This is a genomic window from Sporosarcina sp. FSL W8-0480 (assembly GCF_037963765.1).
Lineage (GTDB): Bacteria > Bacillota > Bacilli > Bacillales_A > Planococcaceae > Sporosarcina.
On record NZ_CP150166.1, the window covers coordinates 2,996,821 to 3,010,653 of the forward strand.

The 13,833-nt window shown below is 45.0% G+C and carries 11 protein-coding genes; all 11 read right to left on the reverse strand.

The window, feature by feature from the left end; genetic code table 11:
* Window positions 1–14: 14 nt before the first annotated feature.
* The 11 genes from NSQ43_RS15370 to NSQ43_RS15420 all read right to left on the reverse strand — a co-directional run bounded on the left by NSQ43_RS15370 (window position 15) and on the right by NSQ43_RS15420 (window position 13,640).
* A complete protein-coding gene (locus NSQ43_RS15370; protein WP_339251604.1) occupies window positions 15–704 on the reverse strand; it encodes a FadR/GntR family transcriptional regulator in 690 nt (229 codons plus the stop codon).
* A 116-nt stretch (window positions 705–820) separates the two neighbouring features.
* Entirely contained in the window at window positions 821–2,176 is a 1,356-nt protein-coding gene (gudD, locus tag NSQ43_RS15375) for a glucarate dehydratase (protein WP_339251605.1), read from the reverse strand.
* Between the two features lie 11 nt (window positions 2,177–2,187).
* Window positions 2,188–3,477, reverse strand: coding sequence for an MFS transporter (locus NSQ43_RS15380; RefSeq protein WP_339251606.1), 1,290 nt, complete (start codon window positions 3,475–3,477; stop codon window positions 2,188–2,190).
* A gap of 81 nt (window positions 3,478–3,558) precedes the next feature.
* Complete coding sequence (gucD, locus tag NSQ43_RS15385) at window positions 3,559–5,028, reverse strand: alpha-ketoglutaric semialdehyde dehydrogenase GucD (RefSeq protein ID WP_339251607.1); 1,470 nt, start codon at window positions 5,026–5,028, stop codon at window positions 3,559–3,561.
* The gene (kdgD, locus tag NSQ43_RS15390) at window positions 5,029–5,964 is read right to left on the reverse strand and encodes a 5-dehydro-4-deoxyglucarate dehydratase (protein WP_339251609.1); all 936 of its coding nucleotides are present in this window, start codon (window positions 5,962–5,964) and stop codon (window positions 5,029–5,031) included. It abuts the gene before it with no gap.
* A 69-nt stretch (window positions 5,965–6,033) separates the two neighbouring features.
* Window positions 6,034–7,569 carry a galactarate dehydratase gene (gene garD / locus NSQ43_RS15395; RefSeq protein ID WP_339251610.1) on the reverse strand — a complete coding sequence of 512 codons (1,536 nt, stop codon included), beginning with the start codon at window positions 7,567–7,569 and terminating at the stop codon, window positions 6,034–6,036.
* Between the two features lie 23 nt (window positions 7,570–7,592).
* Window positions 7,593–8,609 (reverse strand): mannonate dehydratase, encoded by a 1,017-nt coding sequence (locus tag NSQ43_RS15400; RefSeq protein WP_339251611.1) that lies wholly within the window; start codon window positions 8,607–8,609, stop codon window positions 7,593–7,595.
* Window positions 8,610–8,714: 105 nt separating this feature from the next.
* Window positions 8,715–9,704 (reverse strand): tripartite tricarboxylate transporter substrate binding protein, encoded by a 990-nt coding sequence (locus NSQ43_RS15405; protein WP_339251612.1) that lies wholly within the window; start codon window positions 9,702–9,704, stop codon window positions 8,715–8,717.
* A 40-nt stretch (window positions 9,705–9,744) separates the two neighbouring features.
* Window positions 9,745–11,265, reverse strand: coding sequence for a tripartite tricarboxylate transporter permease (locus NSQ43_RS15410; RefSeq protein ID WP_339251614.1), 1,521 nt, complete (start codon window positions 11,263–11,265; stop codon window positions 9,745–9,747).
* 12 nt (window positions 11,266–11,277) lie between these two features.
* The gene (locus NSQ43_RS15415; RefSeq protein WP_339251615.1) at window positions 11,278–11,772 is read right to left on the reverse strand and encodes a tripartite tricarboxylate transporter TctB family protein; all 495 of its coding nucleotides are present in this window, start codon (window positions 11,770–11,772) and stop codon (window positions 11,278–11,280) included.
* 1,043 nt (window positions 11,773–12,815) lie between these two features.
* Window positions 12,816–13,640, reverse strand: coding sequence for a flagellin (locus NSQ43_RS15420; RefSeq protein ID WP_339251616.1), 825 nt, complete (start codon window positions 13,638–13,640; stop codon window positions 12,816–12,818).
* Between the last annotated feature and the right edge of the window lie 193 nt (window positions 13,641–13,833).

Genomic DNA, 13,833 nt, shown 5'->3' on the forward strand with positions numbered 1-13,833 from the left:
TTCCCGTCCTGTTTTCACGATGATTTATTTTGATCGTTCAAAATTTTATCCCGTACATAACTTAAGTGACTGTACATCTTTTGGAAAGCTTCAATTGGATCCCGTTTTTTCAGGGCCTCATAAATTTCAGTGTGGTACTGGATCGTTAATTCCGGCTCCCGCACTTTGATGAGTGAGTCGGTTTTTTCATGCGCCATCAATAGGGACTCAATCATCCCTTCCACAACTGGATTTTTCGCGCTGTAGGCGATGATTCTATGGAACTGCTTATCGTACATTCCATAGTCTTCATCATTTTTCCGGATATTTTCAATCGTCACTGCAAGTTCAGCAAGCTCACTATCTGTAATTTTTTCGGCTGCGATTGTAACAAGTCCAAGTTCCAGTGTCATCCTCGCTTCAATGACGGCCGGGAGATTGTTGATGGAAATGGCTAACATCGCACGGAACGGACTGCTTCCGACTTTTTCATTCACAAACGTTCCGCCACGTGGCTTTCTTGAAATGACTTCAAGCGTTTCAAGCGAACTTAGTGCTTCGCGGATGACAGGGCGGCTGACGTCCAATTTCTCCATCAGCTCCATCTCAGGCGGAAGCCTGTCGCCCGGTTTCAATTCCCCCCTGAACAAGAGTGAGATAATCTGTTCCATTACTTGCTGGGCGAGGGTGTTACGCTTCACCGTATCAACATTATATAACTGCAAATCGGTACCTCCTTTCCTCTTTAATATTGACGGACAATACTACAATTTAATCTAGCTTAAGTATACTATTCTTAGACAAAAAACTAAATATCAGAATGCACAGACATAGGAATTATTTATCGAACAAGACAAGGCTTTTTCGGATCAAATTTCCACCCGGGGATCAAATACTGCATCCCGACAGAATCATCGCGAGTGCCTAACTTCATATCGACATACAACTTATGTGCTTTTTCAATCTCTCCCATATCGATTTCGAGGCCGAATCCACCTGTTTTAGGTACTTCAACTTCTCCACCTTTTATCTGAAAAGGTTCTTTCGTTAAGCGCTGTCCATCTTGCCATATCCAATGTGTGTCAATCGCCGTTATTTTGCCTGGTGCAGCTGCAGCAACATGTGTGAACATTGCGAGTGAAATATCAAAGTGGTTATTGGAGTGCGAGCCCCATGTTAATCCCCAATCATTGCACATTTGCGCAACGCGAACCGAACCTTGCATCGTCCAGAAATGAGGATCCGCAAGTGGGATATCAACAGCATTCAATTGGATTGTATGACCCATTTGGCGCCAATCTGTTGCAATCATATTGGTCGCTGTCGGAAGGTTAGTTGCGCGGCGGAATTCTGCCATAGTTTCACGTCCTGAATAGCCGTCTTCTGGACCACATGGATCCTCTGCATAAGCAAGGACATCACCCAATCCTTTACAGAGACGGATTGCATCTTCCAATAACCAACCGCCATTCGGGTCAAGGGTGATTCGAGCATCGGGGAACCGTTTCGCAAGCGCAGTGACCGCTTCAATCTCCTGCTCGCCGGCTAAAACGCCGCCTTTCAGCTTGAAATCTTCAAAACCGTATTTATCGTATGCTGCTTCCGCCAGGCGAACGATACTTTCAGGTGTCAGCGCCTCTTCATGTCGAATGCGGTCCCAACCGTCTGCTTCGCCAACCCCATCATTGTAGGCAAGATCCGTCTTTTTCCGATCACCAACGTAAAATAAATAGCCTAACATTTTCACTTTATCACGTTGTTGACCTTCACCTAAAAGTTCCGCGACCGGCACATTTAAATGTTTCCCTAAAAGGTCCAAGAATGCTGCTTCAAGTGCAGTCACCGCATGGATCGTCGTGCGCAAATCGAATGTTTGATTACCACGGCCACCTACGTCTTTATGCGCAAATGCGATGCGAACTTGATTAAGCACTGAATTATATCTTCCGATGGATTGCCCTTTGACTAATGGAATCGACTCTTCGAGTGTACGGCGTATCGCCTCTCCGCCTGGAACCTCCCCAGCACCAACGTTTCCACTACTGTCTTCAAGCAATACGATATTTCGTGTAAAGTACGGAGCATGTGCACCGCTCAGATTCAACAACATGCTGTCCCGGCCCGCTACAGGAATAACTGTCACTTTCGTGATCACCGGTGTTTCCGTCTTCTTTGCTTCTTCAATAGCTGTTTTCATTTCGTCGCCCCCTATTTAATAGAAACTTGTTTAATTTCCCCAACGAAAAATACATAGCAAAGTATAGCAAAAACTGCATGGATGCCTACGTACAACAAAGCCAATTCGAATGAACCCGTCCACTGTACAAGGAACCCGATAACGATAGGTGTGACAATGCCTGCCGAATTGCCAAACATATTGAATAGCCCACCATTCAGTCCAGCGTTTTCCTTATTCGATGTTTCAGCAACAATCGCCCAGCCCATTCCGCCGAACCCCCTGCCAAAAAACGCAAAGGACATGATGGCAATCAAAAGAACTGTCGACTCGGCCATTTCTGCAAAGATGATTGACATCGAGCAAAGCATGCCAATGATAATCGGAATCTTCCTTGCTTTAGACAGCGGAACGCCTCTTCCAATCAACCCATCCGAAAATCTTCCGCCCCAAAGCTGACCTAAAAACGCCGCCATAGCCGGAATTGTCGAAACGAGTCCAACTTCCATGACGGACAGCCCCTTTTCACTCACTAAATAGACAGGAAACCAAGTCATAAAGAAGTATGTAATCCCAGTGACGCAATATTGACCGATGTAGATTCCAAGAGTCATTCGATTCGATAGCAACCGAATGATTGGCCGCTGTCTCCATGGTACCTTCCGAGCTCCAATTCTCTCCACTACTATCTTTTCGACAGGCACGTTCGCCGAATCCGGATCCCTGTAAAATTTAAACCAAAGTATTGAACAAACCCCGCCAATCACACCGAACACTAAAAATACATACATCCAACCGAAACCTTGTGCTATAAAACCGATGACCGGTCCAAATAAGACAATCGCAAAGTATTGAGATGAACTGAATACGGAGGAAGCCCTTCCCCTTTCAGACGGGGGGAACCACTCACTGACAATCCGAGCATTTGCAGGGAAAACCGGAGCAGTAATAAATCCGCATAAAATCCTTAATAGGAATAAACTGATGAATGCCACTACCGGCGTCAAGTATCCAGTTAGTGCATGCAAAATAATAACAGTCGTCCATACAAGGATTACCGTGCCATACACCTTGCCTGAACCGAAACGATCTAATATCAGTCCCCCCGGCACTTGACCGATTACATACGCCCAACCAAATGCCGAAAACAGAAATCCCATTGCCACATCACCAATGCCTAAATCCGCGGCAATTGGAGCTCCTGCAATCGAAAGAATCGAACGTTCCGAAAAGCTGACAGCGGAAAAGAAAAAAAGCATCAGCATAATGCCATGCCGCGCTTGTATCCTACGCTGCTTATGCATTGCAGTAAAAACGCTCATGCATCAAGTTCCTTCCATTCCCGAATTTTGGTTAATAGCCAAAAGAAGAGCCGGATTTGTTTTTCTCCGGCTCTTTCCAAATCACTTTACAAAAACGGTCTTAATCGACGTGAAGAATTCGATTGCGGCGCGTCCTTGTTCACGCGAATGGGAGCTAGACTGCTTCATCCCGCCAAATGGCGCTTGCAGTTCAACACCTGCACTTTCCGCGTTGATGCGTACTAAACCTGCGTCCATTTCATTGATGAAGGATAGAGCTTTCGAAATATTCGTTGTGAATACGGAAGCGCTAAGACCATAATCCGAGTCATTTGCAAGCTCAAGCGCCTCTTCAAACGACGACACTTTCATCAATGCAAGAACTGGCCCGAAAATCTCTTCACGAGCAATCGCCATATCCGGAGTCACCTCATCGAAAACTGCCGGCTCAACGAAATATCCTTTTGCATTCGCCCCTTTTTCACATCGATTACCGCCGTAAAGCAATTTCGCTCCTTCTTCTTTACCTTTTTGAACATAAGAAAGGACCGTATTCAGTTGGCTCTCACTGACAGAAGGGCCCATCCAGCTTCCTTCATCAAGGCCGTCTCCCACAGTAATTTCCGATACTTTCGTCAACAGCTTCTCACGGAACTCCTCGTAAACTGCTTCATGGACGATCACACGACTTGTCGCCGTGCATTTCTGGCCAGTCGATTTCAATCCCCCGCTAATAGTCGCGTCAACAGCAAGATCCAAATCAGCATCTTCCGCAACGATTACCGGGTTTTTCCCACCCATTTCAAGTTGGTACTTAATGCCGCGCTCAACTGCAAGCTGAGCTATCCTTTTACCAACGCCATTGGATCCTGTGAACGTGATTCCGTTCACTTTAGAATGTTCGGCAAGTCCTTGACCAATGACCGAGCCCGATCCCGTCACCATATTGATGACTCCTGCTGGAATCCCGGCTTCATGGAAGCAGTCGATCACTTTTGCACATGTAACAGCCGCCTCACTCGCAGGCTTCATAACAACTGCATTTCCGTAAATCAAAGCCGGTGCAGCTTTCCAGATTGGAATAGCAACCGGGAAGTTCCACGGAGTGATAACGCCGACTACGCCAAGCGGTGTTCGTGTCGTGAACATAAGTGCACTGCTATCTGTTGAAGGGATAACATCACCAACCGGGCGCATTCCTTCCCCAGCGTAATAGCGAAGAATCGCAATTCCGCGTGCCGTTTCCCCTTTCGCTTCCGGGAATGTTTTCCCCATCTCGCGAGTCATCGTACGCGCGATATCATCGATTCTCTTTTCCATAATGTCAGCAACTTTGAAAAGTACATCGCCCCGTACGTTACCAGTAAGCTTTCGCCATTCCTTCTGAGCATTCCAAGCCGCCTCAACAGCTTGATCCAAATCTTCAGATGCCGACATCTGGTAGCGTCCGACCACATCTTCTACGTTTGCCGGATTCAAGCTTTCCCCCGTTTTGCCGGAGCTTGCTTCAACCCACTGTCCGTCGATATAATTCAGAACTGTTTGGACTGTTGTTTCTGTACTTGTCGTCATTCAAGACACCTCCACTTGTTCAGTCGCTGGTGCTGGATACTTCTTAAGTGCAGCAGTCAGGAGCTCTTTCAGTTCATCGTAATGGCCTTGTTCAACTGGTGCGATTGGTGGTCTGACCGTCGTACCGACCGGAAGTCCAACGATATTCATCCCAGCTTTGATTAATGAAACAGCGTAGCCTGCTTTGCGTTTTCGGATTGAATGGATCGGAAGGATGACATCTTCAAGCACATCATGCATCGTCTTATGATCGCCTTGTTGTAACGCCTCAAAATACTTCGCTGAAATATGCGGAATATAGTTTGAGATGGCTGAAGAATATGTCCGGAATCCAAGATTGTAATAGGAAGCCATCGTCACTTCCGCAAGTGGCATGCCATTGATCCACTCAAGGCGGTCGCCAATCAGTTGAACTGCCTCCGTATTGTATTCCATATCACCTACGCCGTCTTTGAACCCTACAAGCTGCGGCAACTTACACAGTTCAAGTAAACTTTCTTTCGTCAAAATACACTTGTCACGCTGATAGAGAATTGCGTTCAACTCCGAGCTTTCTATGATTGCCTTCAAATAGTTTACTAAACCGTCTTGCGATGGATCAATCAAGTAAGGTGGAAGGATTAGATAGCCGTCCGCTCCAGCGTCTGTAGAAATTTTAACCTGCTCCAATGCGTGCTGGATGTTGCCCCCTACGCCTGTGTAAACCTGCACACGTCCATCTACTAATTCGATTGCTGTTTCGACCATTTGTTTGTATTCATCTTGTGTCACCGCGTGAAGTTCCCCCGCTCCACAAGCCACAAAAACGGATTGCACCCCGTTATTCATTAAAAATTCGATATTCGCCTTTAGACCATTCAAGTCAAGCTGCCCATCCTCTTTAAGTGGTGCGACCGGGAAACCTAAAATGCCAGTCGGACAATTGCGTTTAACCATTCTAAATCTTCCACCTTTCATGTTTGTTTGTTTTATTGTAAGACAATAAAACTTATCTGTCAACTTCATTTATGTTATAGGTGCAGGATTGAATAAAACAAGATCATTTTTTATCCCCCAGTGGTCTGCCCACGTCTGACGACGACCACTTGCAACATCAATAATGGCCTTGAAAATTTCTTCCCCAATCTCTTCGATCGTCGCCCCGCCGTCAATGATCTTTCCTGCATTTACATCGATCAAATCATGCCACTGCTCAGAGAGTGTCGTTCTTGTTGCAACTTTGAGTACCGGCGCCATAGATAAGTTGTATGGCGTCCCTCGCCCGGTCGTAAACACCTCAATATGCATTCCTGACGCTAACTGCAATGTTCCACATACAAAATCTCCTGCAGGTGTTGCAGCAAATGTCAGTCCATTCTTTCGAACCTTCTCGCCCGGTGCAAGAACGTCCACAATTGGTGCAGTTCCAGATTTGACGATAGAACCAAGCGACTTCTCAACAATATTGGATAGGCCGCCTTTCTTGTTCCCAGGTGTTGTGTTCGCACTCCTGTCGGCAAGCCCTCTTGCCAAATAGGCGTCATACCATTCCATTTCGCGAATCAATGCATTACGGACTTCTTCCGTTTCCGCTCTTGCGGTTAATAAATGGATACCATCCCGTACTTCCGTCACTTCGGAGAACATAACCGATGCCCCTGCACGAACAAGAAGATCCGCCGCATGACCGACAGCCGGGTTCGCCGTCACACCCGAAAGCGCATCACTTCCACCGCATTGCAGTCCAACCGTCAATTTGGACAAAGGCGCCTCCACCCGTTGACGTCGATTCAATCGTTCGAGTCGTTCTTTTGCCATTTCTACAATCGAGTCAACCATTTCAGAAAACCCATTTCGGTCTTGAAGGAATAAAACATCCGATTCACTTTCCCCGGCATCAAGTCGGTCAAGCGTCAGCTTTTCGCATCCTAACCCGATAATGAGCATTTCCCCTCCAAAGTTCGGATGGCTTGTCAGATTCCTGATTGTGCGGATCGGAATCTCAGATCCAAGCCCATCAATCGCGACCCCACACCCGTACGCATGGTCAATCGCTACAACATCATCGACATTTGGATACTGTGGAAGCAGGTCCTTCTTTATCTTTTCAACGGCGAATCCTAAAACACCAGTTACGCACTGTACACTTGTCGTAATTCCTAAAAGGTTTTTCGTGCCGAATGAACCATCCGGATTCGGATAGCCCATGAATGTATACGTTTCTTTAAATGGCTCAAGTGGTTCCACATTTATCCCATGTTCCAATTCCGATAACTTTGGAGCTTCCGGCATACGAAGCATCGTTTCACGGATCCAGCTGCCTTTCGGAATTTCCCGGTCCGCAAACCCGATGATTTCGCCATATCTTATAATCGCATCGCCTTCTTGAAAGTCTTTTAATGCGACTTTATGGCCTTGGGGTGTTCTCTGGATAAGTTGTATGCCTTCCTGAAGATTCGTCTTAGCGGGAAGGCCGTTGTCATTCCCGACAATTGTTACATTGTCGAGGGCATTCATTTTAATGGAGATTGGTTTAACTTCTACTCCCTGGTCGGTCATCATCTCTCCCCCCTTTTTGATTATTCTCATCGGCCTTCAAATTCATTTAACGCATTCAGCAGCGCTTTAATATACCCGACGGAATACGCAAACCCTAAGCTTGACGGCTTCCAGCCAATATTCGAGTACTTCCAACTATCATGAAAATCCGCAACATCCCCAGCAAACGTCGGAACATGATCGGGATTCAAACAGCCGCTATAGCCGACTTTACGAAGCTCCAATAAAATTTTGAACATATTCAAATCGCCATCATCTAATAGCGCCTCTTCAAACGCACCTGCTGTCGGCAAGCTACCTCTCACATTACGGAAGTGAACAAGGAAGATGCGCCCTTTTCTTCCGAAGTGATTGATTTCATCCATTACTAACGAAGAACCGCCCGCTTCCGCGCGTGTACCGATGCAGTAAACGAAACCGACATTCTTATTCGGAAAATCATCAATAATCCGGTTCAAGCCAATTCCGCCGAATGGGGAATCTGGATGCGGAGTATCAGATGGATGCATCGCAACATTTACATCATAGTCCTGCGCAAGCGGAACGATTTCACGGTAAGCACGTTGGAATGAACCCCACCATTTCTGCAATTCCTCTTGAGTCGGTGTAGGTTCTTTCTCTTTCAACAATCCGATGCTCTCCCCGCGTGCAATTGCACCCCCGCGCTGGATTGCCTCATAACTTAAACCTCTACCATAGAAAACATCACCCTCAAAACGCTGGCGAACAATCTTTATCCCCGCCTCACCGAAAACCCGTACAGCATCAAGTGAGTTCTCAAGTTCAATCTCACTTCCGTCCATGCCATCCATGAATGAACGTGAAATATTCGGCAACGTAACTCTATTAATATCGAGACCAAACGAGCGGACACGTTTTTTAAGCTTCAACAGCTCGTCGAGATCAGGATAACCTTGTTCCTTCACGCCTTTAAATGACTGGCCGTTTCCAAAGTCCACATAATCAATACCAAGCTGTGACATCTGCCGAAGATCCAGATCGGTCAAATCTGCAGTGTTAACAGTGACTGAAACATACATCATAATAAATCCCCTCGATTTCTTCTGGTTTAATTAGAGAAGCCCGGAAGTCGATCAATGATCAACCGTTCCGGGCCTGTCCTTCCTGTTATTCACGTGACAGACTTCTTAATTGCCACCGGTCAATTTATGAAGTTCTACATATTCTGCTTCAACCTCGGATAGTTTCTTCATCGCCTCTTCTGGATCCATATAGACTGGTTTCAACCAAGACTTCTTGATTTCTGCCTGATACTCTTCACTTTCGACCGCCTTACTCATTGCTTCTGTGAAAGTAGTAACGACTTCATCTGGAGTGTCTGCAGGGAATGCCCAAAGGAATACTTTATCGACGACAAGATCTACACCTTGCTCTTTGAATGTTGGAATGTCGGAAGCATCTTCAAGACGCTCATCCGCCATGACGCCAAGTGCTACAAAGTCACCAGACTCAAGATAGCCTTGAACGAGTCCAAGAGAAGTCGGTACGATATCTACTCGGCCACCTAAAAGTGCAGTGATTTTGTCGGAAGCACCACCAACGTCCGCAATGTTAAATTCAACACCTGTCTGTTCTTGGAATTGAACAATTTGCATGTACGTCATTGAACCAATTTCAGTTGCAACCGTAACTTTTTTCGGATTGGCTTTTGCGTATTCAATCAGCTCTTCAACTGTTTTGAACTTTGAATCTTTAGAAACAAGGAATGTGTTGGATTGGTCAAGAACACCTACGCCTGCCACTTTCATGTCTGAGAATGTGTAATCCGCAAGTCCATAAACCTTGTTTAGAAGCATAGAGTTGTGGAACGCCAAAACTGTATAGCCATCTGCTTTTGCATCCATCACTTTTTGAGTACCTGTCGTTCCACCTGCACCTGTAACGTTTGTTACGACAAGTGGCTTGCCAAGTTCTTTTTCCATCGCCTTCGCCATAATACGAGTATTCAAGTCAGTATCTCCACCAGCACCCGCGGGCACGACAATTTCAATTGGCTTTGTTGGATAGTTAGCCGCCGTATCGCCTGAAGCCTTATCCGAGTCTGAGCATGCCGCAAGACTTGCAGCAAGCGCAATGGCACCTGCTCCAAACGCTATTTTTTTCCAAACACCTTTCATCTGTTACTCCCCCAGTTCAAATTGGTTTTATTTTGATAAATCATTGTTCCCCTTCAAGTAGATTGAATAGCTCATTATTTTTATTTCGCTTTTTCTTCCAGCCGCTGTACAGCTTAAATCCAATAGAAGCGAATGTAAAAATAAGGAATACTGCTGCAATCGGTGACGTCAGGAATGGCATGAAATCCCCTTGTGACAACATCAGTCCACGGCGTAAATTCGTCTCAAGCAACGGCCCTAAGATGAAACCTAAAACAAGCGGAGTCAACGGGAATCCGAACTTGATCATCAGGTATCCAAGAAGTCCAAAGAAGAATAGTGCGCCAATGTCAAATACACGACCATTCTCACCGTATGCGCCGACCACGCAAAGTCCAAGGACGACAGGCATTAGAATATTTTGTGGAATACTCAACATCTTGACGAAGCCTCTCATACCAAGGAACAAGAACAAAATCATGAACACATTCGCAACTAATAGTGCCGCGAAGATTGCGTAAACAACATCTCCATTATTTTGGAGGAGAAGTGGTCCAGGTTGTAGTCCATGAAGAACTAGTCCACCTAAAAGAAGAGCAGTAACCGTATCTCCCGGAATTCCGAGTGAAATCAAAGGAACAAGTGCCCCTCCGATAGCCGCGTTGTTTGAAGACTCGGAAGCAACGACACCGTCCGGAATACCAGTTCCGAACTTTTCCGGTTTTTTAGAAGAGTTTTTCGCAGCCGCATAAGCAAGGATATTCGATGTCCCGCCTCCAATACCAGGTAGAATACCAATTCCAAGCCCAATCAAACTTGACCTGAACCAGTTCCAGCCTTGTCCAAGATATTCTTTAAGACTCACCTTGTAGCTAACTTTCTTCATATTAACTTTCAGATTATCCTTAACCTTCTTCTCCGCATTGATGAGAATCTCAGATATTGCGAATAACCCAATCAGTACCGGCAATAATGAAAATCCTGCGTCAAGTGATTTCGCGCCAAATGTAAAACGTGGAAACGCATCAATCGGTGCGGAACCGACCATCGCAAACCCGATTCCAAGAAGCCCAGCCATCAACCCTTTCGGCAATGAATCACCAGACAAGCTCGAAATTAGAGAAAGAGCAAAAATAATGATTGCAAAATACTCGAATGGTCCGAACTGAAGGGCCACCTTTCCAAGTGGCGGTGCGATTAAAATCAAAACGATAATACTTAAGAGCCCTCCCATGAAAGAAGAAACGATTGCAAAGTTGAACGCCTTGCCCGCTTCACCATTCCGTGCCATCGGGTAGCCATCAAATGTTGTCGCGATGGACGATGGTGTACCAGGGATTTTAAGCAAAATCGCTGGAATCAAACCACCCGAAACCCCACCAATATAGAGACCCATCAAAAGCGCCATCCCATCAATCGGGCTCATCCCGAACGTAATCGGCAAACAGATAGCAATTGCCATCGTTGCCGTAAGTCCCGGAATTGAACCGAAGATCAATCCAAGGATAACCCCTCCAACGATGAGCAAAATTCCCTTGATTGTAAGAATTGATGCAAACCCGCTTATTAGTAAATCAAACATTTCCTACCCCCCTTATAAAAGCCCACTCGGCAGCATGACATAAAACACATTGCGGAAAACATAGTAGATGGTGGCGGAAGCAACTACTGAAACAACTGCAAACAACAACCACCTTCTCTCCGGTTTATCAGAAAGGATCATCATCTGAATGAACATGTACACCGCAGTAGTTATTAGAAAACCGACGAAAGGCATCACTGCAACATACACAGCCATCAGAATGAATGTCAAAATGACTGGCCGATAGGTAACCTCATCTTTCGGATCTTTTTTAGTAACAACATCAGAAGAAGCCTCTTTAACCCTTTCCGCCTTCACATTCCTAATTCCCTGAATAATGATTGCAAGAGCCATTAAAGCAATCAAACCGGCAATAACTTGCGGCATAAAAGCAGGACCAACAAGCGAAGTCGTCAACTTTTTAAAGCTCAGAGTCGCACTAAACATGATAACGCTTACAATCAGAAGAAAAATCCCCGACTGAACGTCCCTAATTTTTGGAATCATTACAACACCTCAACTCCTTTCGAAGATTCTGTTAAATTAGGTTTATTGTAAGACAATTATATTGTACAGTCAATAGAAAATATTAAAATAATATAAAAGATATTTTTTGTAGATGAAGTGATTGGTAGTTTTGTTGGTAGACTAATGGGGTTGGGATACTGGCGGTTATGTTCTGGTACGGCGGGGTTATGTTGTGATACGAGCGGGTTATGTTGTGATACGAGCCGGTTATGTTGTGATACAAGCGAGTTACATTGTGATACGAAGCCTTTATGTTGCGATACCGGCTTTACGTTGTGATACGAAGCGGTTACGTTGTGATACGAGCAAGTTACGTTGTGATACGAAGCCTTTTTGTTGTGATGCGGGCTTTACGTTGTGATACGGCGGGGTTATGTTGTGGTGCGGCGGGGTTACGTTGTGATACGAAGCCTTTATGTTGCGATACGGGCTTTACGTTGTGATACGACGCGGTTATGTTGTGATACAAGCGAGTTACATTGTGATACGAAGCCTTTATGTTGCGATACCGGCTTTACGTTGTGATGCGACCGGGTTAGGTTGTGATACGAGCTTTACATTGTGATACGAAGCCTTTATGTTGCGATACGGGCTTTACGTTGTGATACGACGCGGTTATGTTGTGATACAAGCGAGGTACGTTGAGATACGAAGCCTTTATGTTGCGATACGGGCTTTACGTTGTGATGCGACGCGGTTACGTTGTGATACGAGCGACTTAAGTTGTGATACGAAGCCTTTATATTGCGATACGGGCTTTACGTTGTGATGCGACGCGGTTACGTTGTGATACGAGCGACTTAAGTTGTGATACGAAGCCTTTATATTGCGATACGGACTTTACGTTGTTATACGACCGGGTTAGGTTGTGATACGAGCGAGTTACGTTGTGATACGAAGCTTTTATGTTGTGATACAAGCGAGTTACATTGCGATACGATTACCGCAGCCAAGGCAAAAAAATAGGGCCCTCCAGATATCACATGACTCTGTAGAACCCTTTTATAAAACTATATTACTTCTTATTTTAAGAGCTGCAATATCTGTTCTGATATTTCATTTCCCTTTACCATCATTGCCTGCGCTGCTTGTAGGATAGTCTGATTACCTGTAAGTTCCGTAACTTCCTTAGCTACGTCCACATCACGAAGACGTGATTCTGCGGCGATTAAATTCTCTTGGTAGTTTTTCACGCTTGACCCGATATGTTCAAGAACATTTTCATAAGCTCCAAATTTAGAGCGTTCTGAAGATACATGATTTATCGCATAATCCACTTTCTTAAACAATGTCCCGTAGTCTGGATGTGATTCCACCACGTCAAAAGGTTTTAACTTTAGTCCTTCATCGGCCGTCGTTACATTTGTCAGTCCAATCTTAAACTGATGTCCCGCATTAGGACCAACTTGAATAATGAATTCCCCGTTTTCATCATTCAATAAATCTTTAGTTTGGAATTTCGTTGAACTCGCAAGCTCGTCTATCCCTGCTAAAATTTCATCGACCTCAATTTGAATAAACTTACGGTCTTCGTCAGACACTGTATCGCTGGCCGCCTGCACAGTCAGTTCCCGTAATCGCATCAAATTAGGATCGGATATTAGACCAAGCCCAGCATCGGCAACTCGAATAAGTGAAATGCCGATATCAATATTTTTGGAAGCTTCCTCAAGCCCCCGGATTTGCCCACGCATCTTTTCGGATATAGATAGCCCTGATGCATCGTCGCCAGCGGTATTAATCCTCATCCCCGATGATAGTTTGTTGACAGACTTCGTAATCGAATTATTAGTCAGCTGTTGATTTCTGTAATTATTGAGATTAGTTATATTATGATTTATTCTCATTTTCCCTGTTCCCATTCCCTTGATTTTCTATTTCCCCATTACTAATAGCATAATACTAAATTCCCGCATTGTAATAATAACATTGAAAAAATATATTAGATAGTTTCATTATACCTACCCGTGATAGTTTGTCACAATAGGATTGTCAAAATTCAACACACAAAAGACAACAGTTCTCAAGAATCAGGACTGT